The sequence below is a fragment of the Paracoccus sp. R12_2 genome, assembly GCF_017744015.1.
Lineage (GTDB): Bacteria > Pseudomonadota > Alphaproteobacteria > Rhodobacterales > Rhodobacteraceae > Paracoccus.
Genome location: NZ_JAGHRA010000003.1, coordinates 114,087 through 140,086 on the forward strand (window position 1 = coordinate 114,087; position 26,000 = coordinate 140,086).

The 26,000-nt window shown below is 63.7% G+C and carries 24 protein-coding genes and 1 riboswitch; of the genes, 16 read left to right on the forward strand and 8 right to left on the reverse strand.

Translation table 11 applies throughout. The features are described from left to right. Positions 1-3: 3 nt before the first annotated feature. Positions 4-666: an alpha/beta hydrolase gene (locus J7359_RS04895; RefSeq protein ID WP_209055429.1), complete on the reverse strand. Its 663-nt coding sequence runs from the start codon at positions 664-666 to the stop codon at positions 4-6. A 168-nt stretch (positions 667-834) separates the two neighbouring features. On the opposite strand from J7359_RS04895, the gene J7359_RS04900 reads away from it, so the two are divergent. The 5 genes from J7359_RS04900 (at position 835) to nrdF (ending at position 5,422) form a co-directional block, all read left to right on the forward strand. Beyond that, positions 835-1,293: an Rrf2 family transcriptional regulator gene (locus J7359_RS04900; RefSeq protein WP_209055430.1), complete on the forward strand. Its 459-nt coding sequence runs from the start codon at positions 835-837 to the stop codon at positions 1,291-1,293. A 53-nt stretch (positions 1,294-1,346) separates the two neighbouring features. Then, positions 1,347-1,533, forward strand: a riboswitch (cobalamin riboswitch). Positions 1,534-1,626: 93 nt separating this feature from the next. Continuing rightward, positions 1,627-1,848, forward strand: coding sequence for a glutaredoxin-like protein NrdH (gene nrdH, locus J7359_RS04905; protein ID WP_209055642.1), 222 nt, complete (start codon positions 1,627-1,629; stop codon positions 1,846-1,848). A 7-nt stretch (positions 1,849-1,855) separates the two neighbouring features. Beyond that, positions 1,856-2,269, forward strand: a complete 414-nt coding sequence (nrdI, locus tag J7359_RS04910; RefSeq protein ID WP_209055431.1) for a class Ib ribonucleoside-diphosphate reductase assembly flavoprotein NrdI — start codon at positions 1,856-1,858, stop codon at positions 2,267-2,269. Then, entirely contained in the window at positions 2,254-4,377 is a 2,124-nt protein-coding gene (gene nrdE / locus J7359_RS04915) for a class 1b ribonucleoside-diphosphate reductase subunit alpha (protein ID WP_209055432.1), read from the forward strand. The genes nrdI and nrdE overlap by 16 nt, the downstream gene beginning before the upstream one ends. 76 nt (positions 4,378-4,453) lie before the next feature. Continuing rightward, entirely contained in the window at positions 4,454-5,422 is a 969-nt protein-coding gene (gene nrdF, locus J7359_RS04920) for a class 1b ribonucleoside-diphosphate reductase subunit beta (RefSeq protein ID WP_209055433.1), read from the forward strand. A gap of 15 nt (positions 5,423-5,437) precedes the next feature. Here the strand turns inward: nrdF and J7359_RS04925 are convergent, their stop codons facing one another. The 5 genes from J7359_RS04925 to J7359_RS04945 are packed head-to-tail and all read right to left on the reverse strand — an operon-like array spanning position 5,438 to position 12,870. Continuing rightward, complete coding sequence (locus J7359_RS04925; RefSeq protein WP_209055434.1) at positions 5,438-7,138, reverse strand: ABC transporter ATP-binding protein; 1,701 nt, start codon at positions 7,136-7,138, stop codon at positions 5,438-5,440. 8 nt (positions 7,139-7,146) lie between these two features. Further along, positions 7,147-7,914 carry an ATP-binding cassette domain-containing protein gene (locus J7359_RS04930; protein ID WP_209055435.1) on the reverse strand — a complete coding sequence of 256 codons (768 nt, stop codon included), beginning with the start codon at positions 7,912-7,914 and terminating at the stop codon, positions 7,147-7,149. After that, complete coding sequence (fhuB, locus tag J7359_RS04935; protein ID WP_209055436.1) at positions 7,911-9,887, reverse strand: Fe(3+)-hydroxamate ABC transporter permease FhuB; 1,977 nt, start codon at positions 9,885-9,887, stop codon at positions 7,911-7,913. The genes J7359_RS04930 and fhuB overlap by 4 nt, the downstream gene beginning before the upstream one ends. Beyond that, positions 9,884-10,789, reverse strand: a complete 906-nt coding sequence (locus J7359_RS04940; protein ID WP_209055437.1) for an iron-siderophore ABC transporter substrate-binding protein — start codon at positions 10,787-10,789, stop codon at positions 9,884-9,886. Before J7359_RS04940 ends, fhuB begins: the two co-directional genes overlap by 4 nt. Continuing rightward, on the reverse strand, positions 10,786-12,870 hold the full coding sequence (locus tag J7359_RS04945; protein ID WP_209055438.1) for a TonB-dependent siderophore receptor: 2,085 nt from the start codon (positions 12,868-12,870) through the stop codon (positions 10,786-10,788). Before J7359_RS04945 ends, J7359_RS04940 begins: the two co-directional genes overlap by 4 nt. A 523-nt stretch (positions 12,871-13,393) precedes the next feature. Between J7359_RS04945 and J7359_RS04950 the strand changes: the two genes are divergently transcribed. Together J7359_RS04950 and J7359_RS04955 are read left to right on the forward strand one after the other, a co-directional pair. Beyond that, positions 13,394-15,469 (forward strand): hypothetical protein, encoded by a 2,076-nt coding sequence (locus tag J7359_RS04950; RefSeq protein WP_209055439.1) that lies wholly within the window; start codon positions 13,394-13,396, stop codon positions 15,467-15,469. Positions 15,470-15,502: 33 nt separating this feature from the next. After that, positions 15,503-16,546 (forward strand): TAXI family TRAP transporter solute-binding subunit, encoded by a 1,044-nt coding sequence (locus J7359_RS04955; RefSeq protein WP_209055440.1) that lies wholly within the window; start codon positions 15,503-15,505, stop codon positions 16,544-16,546. Here J7359_RS04955 and J7359_RS04960 read toward each other — a convergent pair whose 3' ends face one another. Further along, positions 16,547-18,376: an AAA family ATPase gene (locus tag J7359_RS04960; RefSeq protein ID WP_209055441.1), complete on the reverse strand. Its 1,830-nt coding sequence runs from the start codon at positions 18,374-18,376 to the stop codon at positions 16,547-16,549. A 39-nt stretch (positions 18,377-18,415) separates the two neighbouring features. Between J7359_RS04960 and J7359_RS04965 the strand changes: the two genes are divergently transcribed. The 6 genes from J7359_RS04965 to gndA all read left to right on the forward strand — a co-directional run bounded on the left by J7359_RS04965 (position 18,416) and on the right by gndA (position 22,957). After that, entirely contained in the window at positions 18,416-18,628 is a 213-nt protein-coding gene (locus J7359_RS04965; RefSeq protein WP_209055442.1) for a hypothetical protein, read from the forward strand. A 174-nt stretch (positions 18,629-18,802) separates the two neighbouring features. Next, the gene (locus J7359_RS04970; protein WP_209055443.1) at positions 18,803-19,357 is read left to right on the forward strand and encodes a biotin transporter BioY; all 555 of its coding nucleotides are present in this window, start codon (positions 18,803-18,805) and stop codon (positions 19,355-19,357) included. 78 nt (positions 19,358-19,435) lie between these two features. After that, entirely contained in the window at positions 19,436-20,116 is a 681-nt protein-coding gene (locus J7359_RS04975) for an MOSC domain-containing protein (protein ID WP_209055643.1), read from the forward strand. Beyond that, positions 20,113-20,961 (forward strand): pyridoxal kinase, encoded by an 849-nt coding sequence (gene pdxY / locus J7359_RS04980; RefSeq protein ID WP_209055444.1) that lies wholly within the window; start codon positions 20,113-20,115, stop codon positions 20,959-20,961. Before J7359_RS04975 ends, pdxY begins: the two co-directional genes overlap by 4 nt. 71 nt (positions 20,962-21,032) lie before the next feature. Beyond that, positions 21,033-21,494: a PaaI family thioesterase gene (locus tag J7359_RS04985; protein ID WP_247740200.1), complete on the forward strand. Its 462-nt coding sequence runs from the start codon at positions 21,033-21,035 to the stop codon at positions 21,492-21,494. 68 nt (positions 21,495-21,562) lie between these two features. Further along, the gene (gene gndA / locus J7359_RS04990) at positions 21,563-22,957 is read left to right on the forward strand and encodes an NADP-dependent phosphogluconate dehydrogenase (protein ID WP_209055645.1); all 1,395 of its coding nucleotides are present in this window, start codon (positions 21,563-21,565) and stop codon (positions 22,955-22,957) included. A gap of 22 nt (positions 22,958-22,979) precedes the next feature. On the opposite strand, the gene J7359_RS04995 is transcribed toward gndA, so the two are convergent. After that, on the reverse strand, positions 22,980-23,486 hold the full coding sequence (locus J7359_RS04995; RefSeq protein WP_209055445.1) for a MarR family transcriptional regulator: 507 nt from the start codon (positions 23,484-23,486) through the stop codon (positions 22,980-22,982). 236 nt (positions 23,487-23,722) lie between these two features. On the opposite strand from J7359_RS04995, the gene ectA reads away from it, so the two are divergent. The 3 genes from ectA to J7359_RS05010 are packed head-to-tail and all read left to right on the forward strand — an operon-like array spanning position 23,723 to position 25,999. Then, complete coding sequence (gene ectA, locus J7359_RS05000; protein ID WP_247740201.1) at positions 23,723-24,259, forward strand: diaminobutyrate acetyltransferase; 537 nt, start codon at positions 23,723-23,725, stop codon at positions 24,257-24,259. 55 nt (positions 24,260-24,314) lie between these two features. Continuing rightward, positions 24,315-25,601, forward strand: a complete 1,287-nt coding sequence (gene ectB, locus J7359_RS05005) for a diaminobutyrate--2-oxoglutarate transaminase (RefSeq protein WP_209055447.1) — start codon at positions 24,315-24,317, stop codon at positions 25,599-25,601. Positions 25,602-25,606: 5 nt separating this feature from the next. Next, on the forward strand, positions 25,607-25,999 hold the full coding sequence (locus J7359_RS05010) for an ectoine synthase (RefSeq protein ID WP_209055448.1): 393 nt from the start codon (positions 25,607-25,609) through the stop codon (positions 25,997-25,999). Position 26,000 lies beyond the last annotated feature (1 nt).

Genomic DNA, 26,000 nt, shown 5'->3' on the forward strand with positions numbered 1-26,000 from the left:
GGATCAGCGCGTGCTTTCGGTCAGCCGCCGCCGGACATAGTTCTGAACCATGCCGATCATCGGCTTCATATGCGCCTCGTCGTCGCGGAAGAAATGGTCCGCGCCGTCGATTTCCTCGTGGGTGATGGTGATGCCCTTCTGTTCGCGCAGCTTGGAGACCAGCGAATGCGTATCCTTTGGCGGCGCGACGCGATCGGCAGTTCCGTTGATGATCAGCCCCGAGCTTGGGCAGGGCGCAAGGAAGCTGAAATCATACATGTTGGCGGGCGGCGACACGCTGATGAAGCCGGTGATCTCGGGGCGGCGCATCAGCAACTGCATCCCGATCCACGCGCCGAAGCTGAAACCGGCGACCCAGCAATGCTTCGAATTGGGGTTCATCGCCTGCAGGTAATCCAGCGCCGAGGCGGCATCGGACAATTCGCCCACACCCTGATCGAACTCTCCCTGGCTGCGTCCCACACCGCGGAAATTGAACCGCATCACCGTGAAACCCATGTTGTGAAACGCGTAGTGCAGATTATACACCACGCGATTGTTCATCGTGCCACCGTACTGGGGATGGGGGTGCAGGACGATGGCGATGGGGGCGTCGGGCTTGCCCGGCTGGGGGTGATAGCGGCCTTCGAGGCGGCCTTCTGGACCGGGAAAAATAAGCTCTGGCATCGTCGTCCTTCACAGCTTGTTGGTTGCTTGACGAGGTCGCGTCAGGCTTCTAGACCATCTGATCTGGGAAGCTGGCGCCGATTACGCAAGAAACGGGCCTCGGCGGCATAGCGCAGCCACGCGCCGCCCGTCAATGCGACGCGAGATGCGCAGACAGGGGGATGTGCGATGAAACTGTCGACCAAGGGCCGCTACGCGATCATCGCGCTGACCGATCTGGCCATCGCCAAGCAGGGTGAACTGACATCTCTGGCCGAAATCTCGAAGCGTCAGGATATCTCGCTGCCCTATCTGGAGCAGTTGTTCGTGCGCCTGCGCCGCGCCGAACTTGTGGCGTCTGTCCGGGGACCGGGCGGCGGCTACAGGCTGGCCCGCGCACCCGAAACCATCCGCGTCTCGGAAATCCTTGAGGCGGTCGATGAAACCGTCAGCGCCATGCATGTTGGCGCAGGTGCGTCGGGCGGCATATCCGGATCGCGTGCGCAGACCCTGTCGAACCGGTTGTGGGAAAGCCTGTCGGCCCACGTCTATGTGTTCCTGCACAATCATTCCCTGGCTGACGTGGCCCGCAACCAGTTGCTGCCCTGCCCGGCATTGCCGAAAATCCTGAATGTCGTAGACGACTGAAGAAATCTTCACGGCAGTCGACACCACATATTGACGCCGCTTGACCTAATATGCCTAAATGATGTGGCTATGGTGCCGCTGACTCGGGTCAGGGTGAATAGGGAAGCCGGTGAAGATCCGGCGCTGCCCCCGCAACTGTAAGCGGTGTGCACGGCTGAACATGCCACTGGAGCGTTCCGGGAAGGCCAGCCGCGCAAGACACCGCAAGCCAGGAGACCTGCCATGGCGACGACGACGACACCGGGCGGTGGGTCCGGCGGCGTGGCGCCTTCGCAGGATCATGCGCAGGGCCATTCCGCGCCCTCTGCCGCCCAAACGACAGGAGCAGAGGCCATGACAATCACCGTTTATTCCAAACCTGCCTGCGTGCAATGCACCGCCACCACCCGTGCGCTGGACGCGCGCGGCCTGGATTACAGCATTATCGACCTGACCCAGGACGAGGATGCGATGCAGCGCGTAACCGCGCTTGGCTATCGGCAGGTGCCGGTGGTGGTCGCGGGCGAGGATCACTGGGCGGGCTTCCGGCCCGACATGATCGGTCGCTTGGCCTGAGCAGGTCATGGCGGGTCTGGTCTATTTTTCATCGGCCTCGGGCAACACGGCGCGGTTCGTCGCGGCGCTGGGGCTGGCGGCGGATCGCATTCCGATCCGTCCGGACGAGCCGATGCCCCGCCCCGCCGCGGACCACGTGCTGATCTGCCCGACCTATGCCGACGGCATGGGACGGGGCGCGGTCCCCAAGCAGGTGATCCGCTATCTGAACGATCCTGATCGTCGCGCCGGGTTGCGCGGCGTCATCGGCGCGGGAAATCGCAATTTCGGCGCGACCTTCGCGCTGGCGGCCCGCGTCATCTCTGAAAAATGCCATGTTCCGGTTCTGTATCGCTTTGAACTGGCGGGAACCGAAACCGATCTGGCCCGCGTGCGGTCGGGGCTTGCAAAATTGATGGGGCTGGAATGCTTGACGCCATAAAACCGGATCTCGACTATCACGCGCTGAACGCGATGCTGAATCTGTATGATGCGGATGGCCGGATCCGGTTCGACGCCGACCGCATGGCCGCGCGCCAGTATTTCCTGCAGCATGTGAACCAGAACACGGTCTTCTTCCACAATCTGGATGAAAAGCTGCGTTATCTGGTCGATGAGGGCTATTACGAGGCCGCCGTGCTGGACCAGTATTCCCGTAACTTCCAGCGCGAGATCTGGGACGCCGCCTATGCGCGAAAATTCCGCTTTCCGACATTCCTCGGCGCGTTCAAATACTATACCAGCTACACGCTGAAGACCCGCGACGGCCATCGCTATCTTGAGCGTTACGAGGATCGGGTCGTGATGGTCGCCCTGGCCCTTGCGCGCGGCGACGAGGCGCTGGCCCTGCGTTTCATGGATGAAATGCTGTCGGGCCGTTTCCAGCCCGCCACGCCGACCTTCCTGAACGCGGGCAAGAAATCGCGGGGCGAGCTGATTTCCTGTTTCCTTCTGCGGATCGAGGACAACATGGAATCGATCGGCAGAGCCATCAATTCCTCGCTGCAATTGTCCAAGCGCGGCGGCGGGGTCGCCCTGATGCTGACCAATATCCGCGAATCCGGCGCACCGATCAAAGGCATCGAGAACCAGTCCTCGGGCGTCATCCCGGTGATGAAACTGCTGGAGGACAGCTTCAGTTATGCCAACCAGTTGGGGGCGCGGCAGGGCGCGGGGGCGGTCTATCTGAACGCCCATCACCCCGACATCCTGCGCTTTCTGGATACCAAGCGCGAGAACGCGGACGAAAAGATCCGCATCAAGACGCTGTCGCTTGGCGTGGTGATCCCCGACATCACCTTCGATCTGGCCAAGCGCAACGAGGATATGTACCTGTTCTCGCCCCACGACATCCAGAGGGTCTATGGCGTGCCTTTCTCGGACATTTCCGTGACCGAGAAATATGCCGAGATGGTCGATGACAAGCGCATCCGCAAGAAGAAGATCAACGCCCGCGAATTCTTCCAGACGCTGGCCGAGATCCAATTCGAAAGCGGCTATCCCTATATCATGTTCGAGGACACGGTGAACCGCGCCAACCCGATCGACGGGCGCATCACCATGTCGAACCTGTGTTCCGAAATCCTGCAGGTGAACGAGGCGTCGCAGTTCAACGACGATCTCAGCTATGCACATATGGGCACCGATATTTCCTGCAACCTGGGATCGCTGAACATCGCGAAGACGATGGACGGGCCCGATTTCGGCGCCACCGTCGAGGCCGCGATCCGCGCCCTGACCGCCGTTTCGGAAATGTCGGCCATCGATTCCGTGCCCTCGATCCGCAAGGGCAACGACGAGGCGCATGCCGTGGGTCTGGGGCAGATGAACCTGCACGGGTTTCTGGCGCGCGAGCATATCCATTACGGCAGCCCGGAGGGCGTCGAATTCACCAGCGTCTATTTCGCCGCGATCGCCTATCACGCGATCCGCGCCTCGATGCTGCTGGCGCGTGAAAAGGGCGCAACCTTCAAGGGCTTCGAGAAATCGACCTATGCCGATGGCAGCTTCTTCGACAAATATACCGACCGTGACTGGCTGCCCGGCCTGCCCGATGTGGCCCGTTTCTTTGACCACATCACCCTGCCCACACGCGACGACTGGGCCGCGCTGAAGGTTCAGGTGATGGAACACGGGCTTTACAACCGCAACCTGCAGGCCGTGCCGCCGACAGGGTCGATCAGCTATATCAACAACTCGACCAGTTCGATCCACCCCATCGTCAGCAAGATCGAGATCCGCAAGGAGGGCAAGATCGGCCGCGTCTATTACCCGGCCGCCTATATGTCGAACGAGAATCTGGAATATTACCGCGACGCATACGAGATCGGCCCCGAGGCAATCATCGACACCTATGCAGCAGCGACCGAGCATGTCGATCAGGGCCTGTCCCTGACCCTGTTCTTCCCCGCCGAGGCGACGACCCGCGACATCAACCGCGCCCAGATCCATGCGTGGAAGAAGGGTATCAAGACGATCTATTACATCCGGCTGCGGCAAACCGCGCTGGAGGGCACCGAGGTGCAGGGCTGCGTGTCCTGCACGTTGTAGGCAGGCGATGACCGGGGGTTTCACACCTCGGACCCCCGTGGGGGGGATCTGGACAAAGAAGAAGGGGATTGGCGCGATGCGGGACATGGTGACGGGTGTGGCCAGGGCGATCAACTGGAACCGGCTGGAAGACGAGAAGGATCTTGAGGTCTGGAACCGGCTGACGGTGAATTTCTGGCTGCCCGAAAAGGTGCCGTTGTCGAATGATGTTCAAAGCTGGGCGACATTGCGCCCCGAGGAACGGCAACTGACCATCCGGGTCTTCACCGGGCTGACATTGCTGGACACGCTGCAGAACAGCGTCGGCGCGCCGGTGATGATGCCCGACGCGATCACCCCGCACGAAGAGGCGGTGCTGTCCAACATTGCCTTCATGGAGGCGGTTCATGCGCGGTCCTATTCGTCGATCTTCTCGACGCTGTGTTCCACGAAAGAGGTCGACGAGGCGTTCCGCTGGTCCGAGGAAAACCCGCATCTGCAACACAAGGCCCGGCTGGTCCTTGACGAATACAAGGCGGACGCCGATCCGATGCGGCGCAAGATCGCCAGCGTGTTCCTGGAAAGCTTCCTGTTCTATTCCGGCTTCTATCTGCCGATGTACTGGTCCAGCCGCGCCAAGCTGACCAACACCGCGGACCTGATCCGGCTGATCATCCGCGACGAGGCGGTGCATGGCTACTATATCGGCTACAAATACCAGCGCGGGCTTGAGAAACTGGACGAGGCCGAGCGCGCGGCGCTGAAGGATTTCGCCTTCTCGCTGATCTTCGATCTCTACGACATCGAAGCAAGGTACACGGCCGAGCTGTATGACGGGATCGGGCTGACCGAGGATGTGAAGGCGTTCCTGCACTATAATGCCAACAAGGCGCTGCAGAATCTGGGCTATGAGGCGCTGTTCCCCGCCGCCGCCTGCGAGGTCAATCCGGCGATCCTTGCCGCCCTGTCCCCCGACAGCGAGAACCATGATTTCTTCTCGGGATCGGGGTCGTCCTATGTGATCGGCAAGGCGGTCGCCACCGAAGACGAGGACTGGGATTTCTAGGCGGCAGACGCCCGGTCAGGCCGCAAGCGCCGCATAGATGCCGCCCTGCGACAGAAGCTGGGCGTGGCTTCCGATTTCCGCGATGCGACCGTCTTGCATGACCACGATCCGGTCGGCGTTGCGGATCGTGCCCAGTCGATGCGCGATGATCAGCGTCGTGCGCCCGACCGCCAGCGCATCCAGCGCCGACTGGATCTCGCGTTCGGTCTGGCTGTCCAGCGCGCTGGTCGCCTCGTCCAGGATCAGGATCGGCGGGTTCTTCAGGAAGGCACGCGCGATGGCGACGCGCTGTTTCTGACCGCCCGACAGCATCACGCCGCGTTCGCCGACCACCGTGTCCAGCCCTTCGGGCAAAGACGCGATCAGCGATGTCAGCTGCGCCTGTGCAGCGGCCTTGCGTATCTCGTCTTCGCTGGCGCCAAGGCGACCATAGGCGATGTTCTCGCGCAGCGTGCCGCCGAACAGGAAGACATCCTGGCTGACCAGCCCGATCTGACGCCGCAGGCTGTTCAGCCGCATCCGGTCCAGCGGCATCCCGTCCACGATGATGCGCCCCTCGGTCGGCTCGTAGAAGCGCGGCAACAGCGCCAGAAGGGTCGTCTTGCCGGCACCGGAATGGCCGACAAAGGCGACCGTCTCGCCGGCCCGAACGGACAGGTCGATGCCCTGCAGGATCGGGCGGCCCTGATCATAGGCGAAGCCCACCCGGTCAAAGTGGATATCGCCGCGCAGCACGGGTGCCTCGGTCGCTTCGGGCGCGTCGGCGATTTCGGGATCGGTGGCCAGCAGTTCCTGATAGCGGCGGAACCCGGCGATGCCGCGCGGATAGGTTTCGATCACGGCGGCGATCTTTTCCAGTGGGCGGTAGAATACGCCCACCAGCAACAGAAAGCCGACGAAGCCCCCGGTGGACAGGCTGCCTGACAGCACGAAACCGGCGCCCACGACCATCACGATCACCTGCACCAGCCGCAGGCCCATATATTGCAAGGCCGACGACGCCGCCATGACCCGATAGGCGTCAAGCTTGGCCTGCCGGTAACGCGCGTTATCACCGGCAAAGAGATGGCTTTCATGGCTTTCATTGCCGAACGCCTGCACGACGCGGACGCCGCCAAGGGCCTCTTCCAGGCGAACATTGAAATCGCCGACACGCGAATAGATCGCGCGCCATGTCCGCGTCATCCGCCCGCCATAGACGATCACAAGCGCCAGCATCGCCGGCACGATCAGCGCGACGATCAGCGCCAGTTGCGGGTTGATCCAGAACATCAGCGTAAAGGCCCCGACAAAGGTCATGATCGCGACCACGGCATCCTCGGGACCGTGATGGGCGACCTCGCCGATCTCTTCCAGGTCGCGGGTCACGCGGGCGACCAGCTTGCCGGTGCGGGCGCGGTCATACCAGCGCCAGGAAAGCCGGGTCAGGTGGTCGAAGGCGCGGGCCCGCATCTCGGTCTCGATGTTGATGCCCAGCTTGTGCCCCCAGTAGATCACCACCGTCAGCAGGCCCGCATTGATCGCATACAACAGCAGCAACCCGACGGCAGCGGCGATGGTCAGCGACCAGTCGCCCTGCGGCAGCAGATGGTCGATGAAGCCGGTGATCGCCAGCGGAAAGGCAAGTTCCAGCAGTCCCGACAGAACCGCGCACCCGAAATCCAGCCAGAACAGGCCCATGAACGGGCGGTAATAGGAAAAGAATTCGCGCAGCATCGGTATCCTCAGGCAGGAATGGCAATGGGGGTGCCGTCATCACGGGTCAGCACCTGCATCGGCAGGCCGTATATGTCTTGCAGCGTGGCAGGACGCATCAGGTCGGCGGGACTGCCCTGCATCGCCAGACGTCCGCCCTTCAGGGCAACGACATGGTCGCAGAACCGGGCCGCCATGTTCACCTCGTGCAGCACGATCACCGCGCTGCGGTTTTCGGCATGGCACATGCGACGAACCAACGCCAGCACCTCGACCTGATGGGCGATGTCCAGCGCGCTGATCGGTTCATCCAGAAGCAGCGTCCCGGCCTCTTGCGCGACCATCATCGCAAGCCAGACCCGCTGCCGCTCGCCGCCGGACAGGGTATCCACCAGCCGGTCCGCAAGGGCCGCGACCCCGCATTCGGCCATGGCGCCAGCAACCGCCGCGTGATCCTGCGGCCCGAAGCGCCCCAGCGCACCGTGCCAGGGATAGCGGCCAAGCGCGACCAGTTCGCGCACCAGCATCCCCTCGGCCGGGGGGGTAGTCTGGGGAAGAAACGCCAGGCGGCGGGCATAGTCGCGAGCATGCCAGTCGCCAAGCGCGCGACCTTCGAATGCGACACGGCCAGAGGCAGTGATCTGCCGTGCCAGCACCTTCAGCAGGGTCGATTTTCCCGACCCGTTATGGCCGATCAGCGCGATCACCCTGCCCGCGGGCAGGTCCAGCGTGATCCCGTCCAGAAGTCGGCGGCCGGGAACATCCACGACCAGATCTTCGATAGCGAACAGGCTCATCGCACGGACCTCATCATCAGCCAGATCAACCATGGCGCACCGATCAGTGACGCGAACAGGCCAAGCGGCAGTTCATAGGGAAACCCGGCCATCCGGGCGCCGAAATCCGCGGCCAGCATCAGCGCGGCCCCGATCAGCGCCGTCCCGGTCACATGATCCCGGGGACGGGCCAGGCCCACACGCCGGGCAAGATGCGGGGCCATCAGCCCGACGAAGGATAGCGGGCCGACCAGAACGGTCGCCGCGCCGGTCGCCACCCCCGCCAGCAGGATCAGTATCAGTCGCGCCCGCCGCAGCGGCAGGCCAAGCCCCCCCGCGACGTCCGCACCAAGCGGCAACACCCCAAGCCATCGCCGCGCCGCCAGCGTGAATCCCAGCAAGGCGGCGGCCAGCGCCGCCAGAGCCATCGCCGCCGGCATCGTCACCGCCGAGGACGACCCGCTGAGCCAGTTCAGGATCGCCCAGGATCGCGCATCGCCCACCGCCATCATCGCCGACAGCACCGCCGAAGCCAGCGCCGACACCGCGATCCCCGCCAGCAGGATCCGTTCGGCCGGCATGTCGCGGCGACTGACGAAGGACGCGACCAGCGCCAGCGCAACGGCGCCGCCCGCCATCGTGCCAATCGCAAGCAGCGCGGCGCCCGGCGCGGTCGCAAGAAAGATCACCGCCGCATAGCCAAGCGACGCGCCACCCGACACGCCCAGCACCTCGGGCGAGGCCAGCGGGTTCGCGGTCAGTCGCTGCAGGATCGCACCGGCCAGTGCCAGCGCCGCCCCGGCAGAGGCAGCGGCGATCAGCCGCGGCGCCCGCATCGGCAGGAAGGCGCGAAAACTATCCCAGTCCAGCACCGCCCATCCCCCCGGCACCCGGCCGATCCAGATCAGCACCAGCGCGGCCAGCACCAGCCCGATGCCAAGCGCCACCAGCAACCGGCCCGGCCGCACAAGGCGTGGCGCCGGTCCTTCGGCGGCCTCGGTTCCGGGCGGGGTCGAGCCGCGCAGACGTGGCAGAAGCCAGATCAGCAGCGGACCACCGATCAGGCCGGTCAGGGCGCCGGTGGGAAACATCTCGCCGCCCTGCCCCGCGATGGCCAGCACCAGCCCGTCGCAGACCGACAGGATCAGCGCGCCGATCGGCGGCGACAGCGCCAGCAATTGCCCGATCCCGCGCGCGCCCGCCGTCCGCGCCAGGGCAGGTGCGGCAAGCCCGACAAAGGCGATCAGCCCCAGCTCGGCCGAGACGCTGGCGGCGATCCAGACGGCCAGCGCGACCGCGGTGACACGCACCACCGCCACGTTCAGCCCCAAACCACCCGCGCCTTCGACGCCAAGCGACAGCACCCGCAGAGGCCGGGCCAGCAGCGCAGCGCCGATCCCGCCCGCCGCCAGCACCAGCGCCAGGGCTTGTACCCCCGACCAGTCCTGCTGGACCAGAGATCCGCCATTCCAGATCACCAGCGACAGAAGATACTGCCCCTGGGACAGCGTGACAGCGGTCGCGATGGCGCTGGCGGTCATGCCGACCAGCATCCCGGCGATCACCATCGTGACCGGCGCGAATCCCCGCCTTGCACCGATGGCAAGAACCAGCGCGGCCGCCAGTCCGGCACCGGCCATCGCCACCGGCCATCGTCCCCACGTCAGCAGACCCGGTGCAAGGATCGTCGCCAGCACCAGCGTCAGCTGCGCCCCCGCCGAAATCCCCAGCGTCGTCGGATCGGCCACCGGATTGCGCAGCACGGCCTGAAGGATTGCCCCCGACAGACCCAGCGCAGCCCCTGCCAACAGCGCGATCACACCGCGCGGCATCATGCCGAAAGCCATCAGGATCTGATCCAGGCTCATTGCCTGAGGATCAAAGGGCGGCGCGGGCCATTGTGCCACTGGCAGCATCCGCGCGGCCAGCGCCAGCCACAACGCGACGCTGAAGACCGCCGCAAGCGGCAACCACAGGCGCAGCACGGGCCTCATGACCAGCCGATCGGTCCGGACGCGAATGCCCCGGCCAGCAACCGGGCGAAACGCAGGGCGGCCGGGATGCCGCCAAAGGCATTCACATCGGGCAATTGATACAGGCGGCCCTCGGCGACGGGGGCAAGCGCCTGCCACAGGATGCTGCGCCGCAGGGCGCGGTGCGCCGCGACGGGGATATCGCCGACAACCACCAGCCGCGCCTCGGGCATGGTGGCAAGCCGCTCGATCGGAACCGGCGCCAGAAAGCTGAACCGGGTGCCCTCGGTCCAGGCATTGCGCAGGCCAAGCCGGGCCAGAGTGCTGCCGAACAGGCTGTCAAAGCCAAAGGCCCGCAGATGCCGGGCATCGCCGATATTGACCAGCGCGACAGGCCGATCCGAGAAGCCACGAAGACGCGCGGCCAGATCGTCCAGCTCGGCCTCGGCCCGTGCCGTCGCCTGCCCGCCTGCATCCGGATCGCCGACCGCAGCCGACAGCGCATCAACCGCGGCGAATGCCTTGGGCAGCGGCGCTTCACCGGGAATATAGAATGGCAGGTTCAGCACCGGCGCCAGCGACTCCAGACGGTCCTGATAGCGCGTGTAGTAGGGCGAGGTCAGGATCAGGTCGGGGCGGGTCAGTTGCAGCAGTTCGAAATTCGGCGCACCGCGCAGCCCCAGGTCGACGACCTTCGCCGGGACCTTCGGCTGTATCGCATCCTCGCGATAGCGGATCAGTTCGCAGGCCGCGACGGGCATGTGGCCGATCAGGATCGCGGTCTCCAGCATCGCCCAGTCGATCGCCGCAAGCCGCGGCTGCGAGGGCAAGGCCCGCAACGGCGATGCCGCCGCCAGCCACAGGCCGGCGGCGGTCAGGATGGCACGGCGATCAGGCCCGGACTTTGCGGCCCGTCCGGTCACCACTTGTAAGTGACTTTTGCGCTGACGGTGCGCCCCTCGCCGTAGGAGCAATATGAAAATCCGCAGGCACTGACATAGACTTCATCGGTGATGTTGGTCAGGTTCAACGACATCTCGACATTGTCGCGGCTGTAGGCGGCACCCAGATCCACCAGGGTCACGCTGTCCAGTTCGGCCGAGTTGGCCGCATCGATGAAGCGTTCCCCGATGTAGCGAACACCGCCTCCGACACGCAGGCCATTCGCAAATTCGCGATCAAGCCAGATACTGGCGATATGGTTCGGGGCGTCCGCCAGCTGGTTGCCATTCAGCGGATCGCCCTCAGGTGCGACCTGCTCGGTCTTGTTGTAGGCGTAGCCGGCGCGCAGCTTCCAGGCATCTGCGATTTCGGCGGTCGCCTCGATCTCAAGGCCGCGCGACTTGACCTCACCGATCTGCCGGATGCCGGAGATCCCGCCTTCCAGCACAGACCTGTTCACATTCTTCTGGCGCAGATCATACAGCGACGCGGTGATCAGCCCGTCAAACGCCGTCGGCTGGTATTTTACCCCAAGCTCCCACTGCTCGCCCTCGGTCGGACGCAAGGCGTTTCCATCAATATCCTGCCCAGCCTGCGGATCGAAGGATGTCGAATAGCTGGCATATGGCGTAAGGCCATTGGCCATGACATATCCAAGGCCGATGCGACCGGTTACCTTGTTGTCCTTGTACTCGGACACGGTTCCGTAACGTTCGCCGGTCTGTTCCACCCAGTCATAGCGCAGGCCAAGGGAACCGCGCCAGTTCCCGTACTCGACCTCGTCCTGGGCATAGATGCCGACCTGACGCAGCTTCGAGTCACCCGCATTCGGATCGCCTGGGAACGTGCGCCCACCGGCATAATAGTCTGGATCGCGCCAATTCAGATCGCTGGCGGTGCCAAACTGGCTGCTTTCATAGGCGTCGTACTGTCGAACATCCACGCCGAACAACAGCTTGTGCAGGGCTTGACCAGTCATGGCCTCGCCCGACAAGCGGGTGTCGAGGCTGATCGTTTCGCTGTCTTCTTCTTGGCGACTGGAGCCCCGGCTGAACGTGTCCGCCCCGGTGACCGCAATGGCGTAGGTACTGCGATAGTCCCAGTCCAACTTCTCATAGCGGAACCCTTGACTAAGCCTCCAGCCATTGTCGAACTCGTGGCTCAGTTCAAGGCTGAAGCTGGACGATGTTCGGTCGCTGTCGTCCCAATCCTTCTGACCCGTGTACAGGTCGCGCAGGTAATCGCCATCCGCGCTTTGTGTCAGTGCGAAAGGCACTCCGGTCGGGGACAGGGGCGAATCCTTGGTGTAGTTCGCCATGATGTCGATGGTCGTCGCGGCATCGGGCGACCACCGGACCGCACCTGCCAGATAGCCGCGCTTGTTGGTCAGGTCATCGATCTGCGTGTTGTCGTCGCGGCCGATCCCGGTAAGCCGCCAGGATAGCGTTTCGGACGGCGCACGATTGACATCGAAGAACAACTGCCTGCTTTGGTTGCTGTCATAGCCGACACCGGCTTCACCGAAATCATAGGCTTGGGCACGCTTCTGCACCTGATTGATCACACCTAGCGGAGAACCTGCTCCGTAAAGCGAGGATGACGGCCCGCGCAGTACCTCGATCTGCTGCATGCCGTAGAGTTCTTGGCCAATCGCGCCGAAATATCGTCCCTGGCGCAGTCCGTTCACATACTGGGCGTTGTCGGCCCGGAAGCCGCGGATATAGGGCGTGTCGAACCGCGGATCTATTCCGAACGGCTGCGCGTGGACACCCGCCGTATAACCCAATGCCTGACCCAGATTCTCTGCACCCTGATCCTTGACCTGATCCGTCGTGACAACGGACACGGATTGCTGCATCTCGGCTATCGGCGTGTCTGATTTGGTAGCCGCCTGAGAGTATTCACTGACATACCCCTCGGGCTGGACGCTGACATCCGTCGTCGCGGTCAGCGTGATCGCATCCAGAACGATGGGCTGCTGCGCCTCTTGTGCAAAGGCGGATGCCGACAGGGCGAGAACGCTTGCGCTGGCAAGCCATGTGATTCTGAATGCGGTTTTCATGATTGCCTGCTGAGTTCTGTTCGCGACCAGAAGGTGCCTGACTTAATCAGTCGGAATTGTCAATCGCCATCAGACCAACCCGCATTCCAGAAATAACCGACGCGACATCGCGGCGGCACGCTGCAACGTCGGAAGGAGATTTTCGCGATGAAGTTAAATCGCGCGACGCGGCGAGAAATATCCGAGGGAACGCTGAGCAGGCTCAGAAGAAATCACACCGACTCTTGGAGGGACAAAGATCAACAAAACATCTTTGGGTTGCATTCAAAGGTGAAAAGCAACCCTGTGGGATATTGGAGAACTCGCCCAGAGCGTACCTGAAAGGCTTTCCCTCCAACCGTCCACGGTAAAAAATGGAACGAATCAGGGGCCTTCACCAAGCCAGATTGTACCATTCGGCGATTTTGATAAGCATTATCGAGGACCGACCTGGATCGATCGCAGATTATTGTGATTCAATTCGCTGAAAAGTTGACAAGAAGTCCTGAATCAGCATCCTTGATATTACTGCAAGGAGAAATCCGTGGCACGTTTTATCTGGTCAGTTTGTTCAGCGATCGTTTTGCTTGTGGTTGCCATTTCGGCGCCTGTTTCGGCGCGCGCACAGCAAGACGAGACGCAGCGCGCGCATGCCTTGCGTCAGATCATCGCGACGATGGATGCAGAGGTCGCGCAGCTTGAAGCCCGTTCGGAACAGGCACAGACCAAGCTGGACGAACTGAACGCGGACATTCCCCAGGCCGAAACAAGATTGCAGGGCTTGCGGTCCGAGATTGACGATCTGACCGCGCGGCGCGACGAACTGGACGCGCGAATCGGTCAGGCGGACGCGCAGGACGAACAGCAGCAGCAACTGGACGCCGACATCGCCGAGAAGCAGGCATCGGCCGAGGCGCTGGCAGAAACCCTGTCTGCCCGACAGGCCGAACTGGACGCCTTGCAGCGCCAGATCGACGACGCCGCGGCGAAGCGTCAGGCATTGCAGTCCGACATGGCCGAGGCCGAGGACATGAAGGCGCAGCGCGACAGTCTTGCGGCAGAACTGGACCAGCAGCAGCAAGAAGCCGAGACGCTGCAACAGATGATCGCGACGCGGCGCGAGGAGGCCGAGGCGCTGAACGCCCAGGCGACCAGCCTTCGCGCCGAGATCGAAAAGCTTGGCGCCGAACGCGAAAGCCTGCAGGCCGACATCGACACCGCACGCAGCTCTGCCGAGGCTGAGAAAGCGACGCTCGGCGAACTGACCGCGCAGGCCGGGGCAATGCGGACGCAGATCGCAGAACTGACGTCGGAACGTGACGAGGTGACGGCGGCGCAGCAGACCGCGCAAGCCGCCTTGCAGGATTTGCAGCAGCAGGCGGACCAGCAACGCGCCGATATTGAGAACCTGACCGCGCGCCGGGACGAGTTGCAGGCCGAAATTTCCGAGGGTGGCGAGATCGCCGACCAAAAACAGCTTGCTGCCAGTCTGGCGGAAACCATCGCCGCACGCCGTCAGGAATTGACCGATCTGGAAGCCGGAACCGCCAAGCTTGCGGAACTTGAACAGTCCATCGCCACGCGGCAAGGCGAGATGGACGAACTGACAGGCCAGGCGCAGCAACTGCGCGACGAGGTGGCGTCACTGAGCGAACGCCGCGACACGCTGCAATCTCAGACCGAACAGGGCGAGGACGCAGTACAGCAACAGGCCGACGCCGACGCGCTTGCCCAGACGATCGCGGAGCGCCGCGAGGAAATCGCCCGGCTTGATGCACAAAGCACCGAGCTTCGCGACGGGATCGCAGAGATGACCACGCGGCAGCAGGATCTGGAAAGCAGCGTCGCGCAGCAGACCGAGTTGGCTGAGAAGCTGCAGGATCAGCAGGCAAGTTCGGCGCGTCTGGATGAGGAACTGGCCGGCCGCCGCGCGGAACTAGCTCAGATGACCGAGCGTGCGCGCGAGCTTGAAGAGCAACTGGCCCAGATGTCCGAGGAACGTCAGTCACTGCAGTCCGAGACCGAAGCCGCCCAAAGCGCCCGCGCCCAGATGTCCGACAGCATCGAACAACTGCAGGCTGAACAGGCCGAGGGCGAGGACACACTCGCAGATCTTCGCGCCGAGATCGAAGCGATCACGGAGCAACGCCGGGAACTGTCGCAAGAGGTCGAAAGCCTGGCGGAGTTGCAGGCCGAGCGCGAACGTGTCGCGCAGGCTGTCAGCGAACAGCAGTCCGCCCGCGATGCACTGGCATCCGAGGCCGAAAGCCTGCGCGCCGAGATCGCGACCTTGCGTGATCAACGCGAGGCACTGACGGCCACCCAGTCGGAAGCTGCGGAATCTGCCCCTGTCGCGGCGGCGCAGGCGGCAGACCCGATACAATCGGAAATCCAGCCCGAACCAGCGGCAGCCCCCGCTGCATCCCGACCCCGCGACGCGGCGGATGTTGATGCGGCGCTTGCTTCGGCGCCGGGGCTTCCGCCCGATGCGGCGCAGCTTTCCCGCCTGCGCATCCTGCTGATCGAAGGCGCATGCGCGCCCGACGCGCTGCGCCAGGTGCAGAACCCGATCAACCGGCAGACGCTGCTGGCCCTGATGTCACGCCTGGAGCGTTGCTGAATGGCCCCACGTCGTTTCCAAGGAGAGAGTATCATGCGTTTGTCCAAGATCTTGCGGGGCGCCGCGCTTGTCGCAGGCTTCATCGGGGCGGCGGCCCTGCCCGGCCTAGCGCAGGAACCGCGTATCAACATCATGACCGGCTCGGCGACGGGCACGTATATTCAGTTCGGTCGCGACATGCAGAACCTGATGGCAGGTTGCGGCCAGCAGATGGGCGTGGTCGAATCGGCCGGTTCCCTCGAGAATTTCCTTGCGGTGCGTCAGCGGCGGCACACCCAGTTCGGCATCGTCCAGAACGACGTGCTGGAATACATGCAGACGTTTGCAAGCCAGGATCCTGTCGTCGCGCGGGCCATTCAGGGCGTCCGCATCGCCTTTCCCCTGTATGAGGAAGAGGTCCATATCCTTGCCAAGAAGGACATCACCAGCCTTGCCGATCTGGCCGGAAAGCGGGTCGGCGTCGGGGACGAGGACAGCGGGACGTTCCTGACATCGTCCCTGATGCTGTCGCTCAGTGGGATAGAGCCTGCGGAACGTCTGCCGCTGGGACCGAAGGAAGGGCTGGATGCGCTGAATGCGGACCGCGTCGATGCCTTCATCTATGTCGCAGGCGCGCCCGCTTCGCTGTATTCCGAAGGCAACATCGACGGCGACCGCTTTCACCTTGTCCCGATCTCGGATGACACGCTGACCAGCGTCTATACGCCCTCGACCCTTCCCGCCAACACCTATCCGTTTCAGACCGAGCCCGTCGAGCTGGTCGCGGTAAAGGCGGTCTTGATGACCTACGAATACAACATGCGCGGCAACAGCTATCACCGCGATGCCTGTACCGCCGTCTCGGACCTGTCGTCCCTGATCCTGACGCAATTGGAACAGTTGAAGGCACGCGGCCATCCGAAATGGCAGGATGTGGATCTTGATGCGATCCCGCCGGGTTGGAGCATCGGCGCCTGCGTCAATCGCGGCATCAGTCCAGATTACGTCGCGAACTGCACCGCACCGACGATGAGCGATCCCGAAAGCGACGCGAACGCCGCCTATCGCCGCAGCATCTGTGCCGTCATGGGGTGCTGATCAACCGTCGGAATCGGGGGCCGCGAACCAGTCGGTCGCGGCCACATCCTCTCCATCGGCGCCGATCGTGACAAAGCGCCACCGCGCCGGCACATTTTCCAGCAGAACGGCGGAACGATCCGTGATGATCCGCTGTATCCGTGCGACACCCTGATCTGTGACGTCATCGGATTCGGTTTCGATCGCGAAGGTCGCGGGGCTTTCGCCCTCGGCCGCCCGCCAGTGCAGCTCCAGCTGTCCCGAGGGCAGGATCGCCTGCAGGACCGGGACGGGTGCCGATGCCGCAGCCTGCACCACGGGTTGGTCCGACAGACCTTCCAGACGGTCTGTCGCACCCCAGATACCCTCTGCCGTGTCATACCAGCTTCGCGCCCGGTTCGGATCGGCATTCACGCCTTCGCCGATCTCGAAAGCCTGCCCCAGATAATAGGCCGCGCGCGCACTGCCGTGGATCGCCGCACGTTCATACAGCAGCGCCGCATCTTCCGGTTCATCCTGCCCGATGGAAAGGGCCTCTGCCATCAAAGCTGCGGGGTCGGGCATGGACACCATCCGTTCGACCTGTGCGACCGGCGGCAGCTCCGGATTCTGGGCGAACTGGGTAAATGCACTGGGCGGCAGGTCGTCCGGGTCCGGACGCAACTGCGCGGGCTGTGTGTCGGTGTCGGCAATGGTCGTCAGGTCCGGATTGCGTTCACGGATCTGCCACCAATACAGCGCCCCCGCAGCGCCGGCGATCGCCAGCACGAAGGCCGCGCGCGAAAGGCCCGGCGAAGATGATGCCGATTTTTCCGCCCGTACCGGCTGCGAGGTCAGGACCGGCAGGCTGCGCGTCGTGGACACCGGCTGGTCCCCATCGATCACCGGCGGCATCTCGTGGCGCGGCACAGTCGATGATGGGGGGGCGGTGGTCGGCGGCGGCGCTGCACGTACAGGCAGTTCCACGACGGGCTGTCCCGGTTCCACCGAAGGCACGTCCTGCCTGTCGGCCACGCCCGCGCCCGGCCGCGCCTTCAGGCCACGCTCTCGCAGGCAGGTATCGACAAACTCCGCGTCCAGCCTGTCGCGGCCAGCGGCCTGCGCCTGACGCAGGCATTGCCGGGCCATTTCGTTCATCGCCTCGGGAACGCCGCCGGCCCAATGGTGCAGCACCCTGACACTGCCATGTTCAAAGGGCGATACACCTGCGTGGCATTCGCAGCCCGCGACGGCAAACCGGTGGTCGATATAGGCCCGTGCCTCGTCCACGCCCAAGGGCGGAAGGTCGAAATATCCCGAGATCAGCCGATACAATCCACGATGCTGCGGATCTGTCAGTCGGGCACGAAGATACGGCGCACCCGCCATCAGCAACGGCATCGTGTCCGCGCCACGCCCGCCCGGATCGCTTAGCCCGCGCAGATCCTCAAGGGCGTCGGGACGACACAGATGCGCGTCGTCCACGAACAGGATCGCCGGTCGGCCCTGACGGTTCTGATCGCCAAGAAATTCCTGCATGCGCAGCAGGACATCTCCCGCGCCGGCCCCGGGAATTTTCAAGCCGAACGCCGCGGGAACACTGGCAAGCGGATCACGCAAGGCACCCTTGGTTGCGTCAATCCAGCCCACGGTGAATTCGTTGCGCAGTTCCGCGGCGACGACCCGCATCGACAGCGTCTTGCCGGTGCCCGTGTCGCCCGTCAGAAGGGTCAGCCGATGGCTGGATTCGGCACCGTGAAACAGCACCCTGACGGCCTGACTGTGCCCGGCCGATGGAAAGAACCAAGCCGGGTCGTGAACCGCGCGAAACGCGGGACAGGGCTTGCCCGAGGCTGGTCTGTTTTCGATCATCGGCCCGGCCGGTCAAGCGTATCGGCAAGCCGCAGACAGATGGCTGGCGGCGCGACGGGCGGAGCTGCGATCACTGAGCGGGAAATCCTCATCGGCGTTACCATGCCACGGTCAACAGACTACACCCATCACGCTATCCGCTTCGTCGATGCCGTTCAAGGAAACACGCCGGAAACCGGACCGAGTCGTTTCGATTCGGACAATCCATGGTGCAACCGGACAAGAAACCTGTGGGCGATCACCTGCCTCTGATGCCGAACAAGGCTGCTGGTGCAGCGCACTGCCGCAAGTCGCGGCACCGCGGCGGCACCGGACGAGCGTCAAGGTTGCACCCATCATCGAAGCCGGTCCATAACCTCGGTATCGAGATATATGCGCGAAGGGCAGACCCGGTTCTGATTCGCGATCCATCCGGAGGGATTTCCCATGCAGCTTACCAATCGTCAGACACTTGGCCTCAGCCCGGCCCGCGCCATCGGCATCAGCCTGGTCGCCGCCGCCCTGATCACGCTGAGCGCCAAGACCCAGGTTCCGTTCTGGCCGGTCCCGATGACGCTGCAAACCATGGCGGTCATGGCGATCGCGGCGGCGCTGGGGCCACGGCTGGGGCTTGCCGCCTATCTGACCTATCTGGGCGCGGGGCTTGCGGGCTTGCCGGTCTTCGCCGGATCGCCCGAACGCGGCATCGGGCTGGCATATGCGCTGGGTCCGACGGGCGGCTTCCTGATCGGCATGGCGCTGATGGCGTTGGTGACCGGGTGGCTGGCGCAGGGCCGCGCATTGGTCGGGTGCATGGTCGCGATGCTGGCCGGGATCGCGTTGGTCTATGCCTGCGGGCTTGCATGGCTGTCGGCCTTTGTTCCCGCCGACAAGCTGCTGGCCGCAGGCTTTACCCCGTTCATTCTGGGCGATCTGGTCAAGATCGTGCTGGCCGCCCTGCTGATCGAAGGCGGGCTGCGCCTGCGCGCCCTGCGCCGCTGATCCCGCAATCAGGCGATGGCAGTCAGGCGCGGGTCCGATCGGCCCGCGCCTTTTTATTGACCAGCCCCGGAACACATGATGGCATCCCCGACCCTGCTGACCGGCAAGGCCAGCCCGCTGCCCGGAAGCAGACTTCTCAGCGGAATCGCGAAGATCCCCGCAACTGCGCCGCTGACACTGACCCCGACAGGGTTCGAGGGCGATCAGCAGGCAGACCTTCGCGTGCATGGCGGCCCCGAAAAGGCGCTGCACCACTATCCACGCGATCACTATGCGACATGGAACGACGAGATCGGCCCCCTGCCCCTGTTGAACGCAACGGGCGCCTTCGGCGAAAACATCTCGCTGACAGGGATGACCGAGGCCGATGTGGCAGTGGGCGACATCTTCCGGATAGGCACAGCGCTGGTGCAGGTCAGTCAGGGGCGGCAGCCTTGCTGGAAGCTGAACCTGCGTTTCGGGGTTCCCGACATGGCCCGCAGGGTCCAGCGCACAGGACGGACGGGCTGGTATTACCGGGTGCTGCAATCCGGAATCGTTGCACCGGGCGATCGGCTGAAACTGGTCGACCGGCTTGCGCCAGACTGGTCCATCGCGCGACTGTGGCGGGTGATGTATGTCGACCGGATAAACGCGCAGGATCTGGCCGCGATGGCGGATCTGGATGTTCTGGCCGATGGCTGGCGCCGCCATGCCGCCAGACGCCTTGAACGCGGCCGCGTCGAGGACTGGACTGCAAGGCTTGAGGGACCGCAATGACCGACCATGACCGCCCGCCGCTGGTGATCTCGATTCAAAGTCAGGTGGTGCACGGCCATGTCGGCAACTCGGCCGCGGTGTTTCCGATGCAGGCCGCGGGCCTTGAGGTCGCGGCAATCCCCACGGTGCTGTTCTCGAACACCCCGGATTACGAGACGCTGCGCGGCGCGCCGCTGCCTCCCGATCTGTTCGCGGACCTGCTGCGTGGCGCGGAAGAACGCGGGTTGCCGGATCGCGCGGCATGGCTGGTCACAGGCTATATCGGATCGGTGGACGTGGCCTTGATGACGGTCGAGTTCGTTGCGCGGTGCAAGACCCGCAATCCCGCGCTGCGCTATCTGTGCGACCCGGTGATGGGCGACCACGCGCCGGGGCTGTACGTTCCACAGGCAATCGCGGAAGTCCTGCGCAAGCGGCTATTACCGCTGGCCGATCTGGCCACGCCGAATTCCTTCGAACTGGGGTATCTGACAGATCAACCGATCGACACGTTGGACGATCTTCACGCGGCAGCGCGGTCCCTGTCATTGGCTGAACGCGCCCAGCTGGTCGCCACGGGGTGCGAATTGCGCGATACCGCAGCCGGACAACTGGAAAGCGTGATCCTGGGGCCAGAGGGCTTCAGCCGGCATCCGACGTCGATGTTGCCCGTGTCCCTCCCCGGAACCGGAGATCTGTTCGCGGGGCTGATCGTGGCGGCACTGGGGCGCGGATACACGCTGATGCAGGCTGTTGATCAGGCGCAGGCGCTGACCGGGATGGCGATGTCGCATGCCGCCCGCATCGGCGCGCGAGAGGTCGTCCTGTCCGCGCCCGAATTTCGTGGCGCCCTGCTGCGGATGTGACCCTGCGTCACGCTTTGCATCATCCAGGCCGACCGCCACACTTCTCCAAGGAACAGGGGGGACACATCGGCATGACGGACACCGAACTGGACCGGGCGGTCATCCGCAAGATCCGCGAAAGCTTCGATCGCCAGGGCCTGATGCGCCATCTTGGCGCGCGGATCGCGGAAATCAGCGCCGGGGTTGTGACCCTGCACCTGCCCTTTCGGAAGGAACTGACCCAGCAGCACGGTTTCTTCCATGCGGGTGCGACATCGGCCATCGCGGATTCGGCTGGCGGATATGCCGGTTTCACGCTTTTCCCCGAAAACACCGAGGTTCTGACGACCGAATTCAAGCTGAACCTCATCAACCCGGCACGCGGCGATCTGCTGGAGGCCACGGGGCGCGTCATCAAGGCCGGTCGTACGCTGACAATCTGCCAGCTTGATGTCTGGGGCGTGACGGGCACCGCCAGAACGCATTGCGCGACAGGCCTTCAGACATTGATCCGGGTGCAGGCGAACCCGCCGGGCGGCGCAGATCGCGGCTGACCCCGTGACAGCGCCCGGCCGGTGGCCTATGGATGGCGCTAACACAATCAAGGCACGAGGCGCAGGATATGGGCGAGGCAAGGATCGGATTGATCGGGCTGGGAACGATGGGCGCGGCGTTGGCGATGAACATCGCAGAGAAGGGCTTTCCCATCGCCGTCTGGAACCGCACGTCCAGCGTCACGCAGGATTTCCATTCTAATGCCGGCGATCTGGCCGACCGGATCGTGCCGACCCGGACGCTGGCCGAGTTGGTGGATGCGATTGCGGCACCGCGCACCATCATCCTGATGGTGCCCGCCGGACAGCCAGTGGATGAACAGCTGGAGGCCCTGTCACCGCTGCTTGGCGCCGATGATCTGGTCATCGACGCGGGCAATGCCGATTTTCATGACACCACGCGCCGCGCGAATTCGGATCTGCCCTTCGGCTTCATGGGCATGGGCGTGTCTGGGGGTGAGGAAGGGGCGCGGCACGGCCCGTCGATCATGGCAGGCGGCACACCGGAACAATGGGATCGCGTCGCGCCCGTCCTGACCGCCATCGCCGCCAAGGCCGAGGACGGGACAGCCTGCGCCGCGCGGATGGGCGTCGAGGGCGCAGGCCATTTCGTCAAGATGGTGCATAATGGCATCGAATACGCCGACATGCAGATGATCGCCGAAATCTATGGGCTAATGCGTGACGGCATGACGATGGATGCGGCCGCGATCTCGAAGGTCTTTGACGGCTGGAACGACGGCCCGCTGCAGTCCTATCTGATCGAGATTTCGGCCAAGGTCACGGCTGCGAAGGATCCCCATGGCGACATGCCGATGGTGGACATGATCCTGGATCGTGCGGGGCAGAAAGGCACCGGGCGCTGGACCGCCATCGAGGCGCAGCATCTGGCGGCGCCGATCCCGGTGATCGAGGCGGCGGTGATGGCCCGCAACGTTTCGGCCCGGCTGGAGGATCGGCGGGCGGGCGAAGACCGGTTCGGCGCCGCGCCCGGCCCGTGCGGCTTTGCCCCCGCGACGATGGAACAGGCGCTGATCGCCGGGAAGATCCTATGCTATGCGCAGGGCTTTTCCATGATCGCCGCGGCGTCCGACAAGTTCGACTGGTCGCTGCCGCTGCCGGAAATCGCGCGGATCTGGCGGGCGGGATGCATCATCCGGTCGGCGATGCTGAACGACATGGCTGACGCGCTGGCCGATCATCCCGACCGAAATCTGGTGATGGCGCCGCATTTCGCCGAACTGGTCGAGGCCGCGCTGCCGGCGCTGCGGCAGGTCGTGTCGCAAGGACTGGCCGCGGGCCATGCCCTGCCCGCCCTGGCAAACGGCCTGATGTGGTTCGACATGATGCGCACCGCACGCGGCACCGCCAACATGATCCAGGCACAGCGCGACTTCTTCGGTGCCCACGGTTTCGAACGAACGGACGGAAACCCGGACAAGCACGGCCCCTGGAGCGCGTGACGGACGGACCGCTTGCCCCCGGTCAGGCCCGGGGGCGGCCCATTCGGATATCGCCGGTCGCCAGCACCGGCGCCGCGTCGATGCCTTCGGCGTTCAGCATCGCCGCGACACGTTCCAGACTGGCGATCATCATGGCCTGTTCCCAATCGGCCATCGCCCCGAAGCCTTGGACGAACTGCTGCTGCAGCGCATTCGGCGCAGTCCGCAACGCCTCGGCACCCTCGGGCGTGATCACCACATCTGTCTGCCTGCGGTCGGATGCGGACCGATGCCGCGCGACATAACCGCGCCTGACGAGTTGATCGACCAGCGCGGTGACGGTCGCCTGACTGACCCCCATCTGATGGGCCAGCGCCGTGGGCGTCGCACCGTCGCGATCACGCAGGGCCAACAGCTGCAGGACACGCAGCTTCGCCGGCGTCAGACCCACCGACTGCGCCAGATCGCGTTCATACAGCTCGGTCGCGCGCAGGATACGCCTTAGCGCAATCAGCGCGTCGTCAATGCGATCAGGATCGGTCTTGCTCATGCCGGAATGATGCCCATGACGCGAATTTAGTTCAATCCACAAAGCAAACCGGGGCAAATAATTTGCTTGACTAAGCGATTTTTCGGCACTCTCGGCGCCAAACAGCTACAAAACCCTTTTGTTCATAGCTATTTAGCTGATTTAGGGCATTATTTCACGATTCGGTTGCAACCTGAGGGCGGCTTTACTAGTTAGTTAGCCGAAGCAATTGAGGATCAGATCGCATGCCCAAGGACATGGCTGACATTGAAACGCTGCGCCCCCGGACGCTGACACTTCGCAAACCAACCAGCGAGGACGGCTCTGCAATCTGGGATCTTGTTCGTTCCTGCAAGCCGCTGGACGAAAATTCCATGTACTGCAATATCGTGCAGGCCGAGCATTTCAGCGACACCTGTGTCGTCGCCGAACTGGAAGGCGACATCGTCGGCTGGATCTCGGGACACATGATCCCGAACGAGGACGCATTGTTCGTATGGCAGGTGGCCGTCAGCCCCAAGGCGCGTGGTCTTGGTCTGGGCCGCAGAATGCTGCAACATCTGATCGGCCGCGAGGCCTGCGCCGAAGCCAACCAGCTGAACACGACGATCACCAAGGATAATGAGGCATCGTGGGCGCTGTTCCGCAGCTTTGCCAAGCATGTTGGCGGCGATCTGTCCGATGAGGCGCATTACAAGCGCGAAGAGCATTTCGACGGCAAGCACGCCACCGAACACATGGTGACGATCACGCTGCCCGAAGAGGATGATACCGATAGCGCGGACGCCGCCTGATCGATCCTCGAACCACTGAAATTCTAGAACGCACCACGGTGCGAAAGGAAAACCTATGCCTAAGGACATGGTTGACATGACCGACATCTTCACTCGACGCGAAAGCGAAGCGCGATCCTATTGCCGCGGCATTCCCGCCGTCTTCACCAAGGCAAGCGGGTCTGTTCTGACCGGCAATGACGGCACGGAATACATCGACTTTCTGGCCGGCTGTTCCTCGTTGAACTACGGTCACAACGACCCCGACATGAAATCGGCGCTGGTCGAGCACATCACCGGTGACGGCATCGCCCACGGGCTGGACCTTCACACGACCACCAAGGCCGACTTCCTGAGTGCATTCGACAGTCACATCCTGACACCGCGCAACATGGACCACCGGGTCATGTTCATGGGGCCGACCGGTGCGAACGCGGTCGAGGCCGCGATGAAGATCGCCCGGAAGAAGACCGGACGCACGAATATCGTCGCCTTCACCAACGGCTTCCACGGCGTCACCATGGGCGCGCTTGCGGCGACCGGCAATGGATATCACCGCGGCGGCGCCGGCATGGATACGCAAGGCGTGACCCGCATGCCCTATGACGGCTTTGCCGACGGGGTGGACGGCGCGGAACTGCTGGACCTGATGCTGTCGGACGCCTCGGGCGGGATCGACGCACCGGCTGCGATCATGCTGGAAACCATCCAGGGCGAAGGCGGGCTGAACGCCGCCTCCGGCGACTTCGTGCGCAAGATCGCCGACATCGCCAAGAAACACGGCGCCCTGCTGATCATCGATGACATTCAGGCCGGTTGCGGACGCTCTGGCACGTTCTTTTCCTTCGAGGAGATGGGCGTGACGCCGGACATCGTCACCATGGCGAAATCAATCTCGGGCTTTGGCCTGCCCCTGGCCCTGCTGCTGGTGCGTCCCGAACATGACGTGTTCGGCCCGGCGGAACACAACGGCACCTTCCGTGGCAACACCCATGCCTTCGTGACGGCCCGCGTCGCGATCGAGAAATTCTGGGCCGATGACGCGTTCCAGAAGGAACTGGCCAACAAGGCCAAGCTGATCGAACGTCGCCTGACCGAGTTGGCGGGTCTGATCCCCGGCGCCTATCTGAAGGGCCGCGGCCTGATGCGGGGCGTCGACGTCGGGTCCGGCGAGTTGGCCGAAAAGATCTGCGGCCGCGCCTATGACAAGGGTCTGATCATCGAGACCTCGGGCAGCGAGGACGAGGTGGTCAAGGTTCTGGCACCACTGACAACACCGGTCGAGACCTTCGAGAAGGGCTTCGACATCCTGATGGATGCGGCCCGCGAAGTTCTTGCAACCACCAATATCGCTGCGGAGTAACAGACATGATCGTTCGTGATTTCAACAAACTGAAAGACACCGACCGGTCGGTGTCGGATGCGAAATGGAATTCGGTGCGGATGCTGCTGGCCGATGATGGAATGGGCTTTTCGTTCCACATCACCACGCTGCAGGCCGGGTCGGAACATACCTTCCACTACAAGCATCACTTCGAAAGCGTTTATTGCATGTCCGGACGCGGCTCGATCACCGATCTGGCCACCGGCCAGACCCACGAGATCAAGCCGGGTGTGATGTACGCACTGAACCTGAATGACAAGCACACGCTGCGGGCCGAAGAAGAACTGGTCATGGCCTGCTGCTTCAACCCGCCCGTGACCGGCAACGAAGTCCACCGCGAAGACGGCTCTTATGCCCCGGTGGAAGAAACGGCGTAAG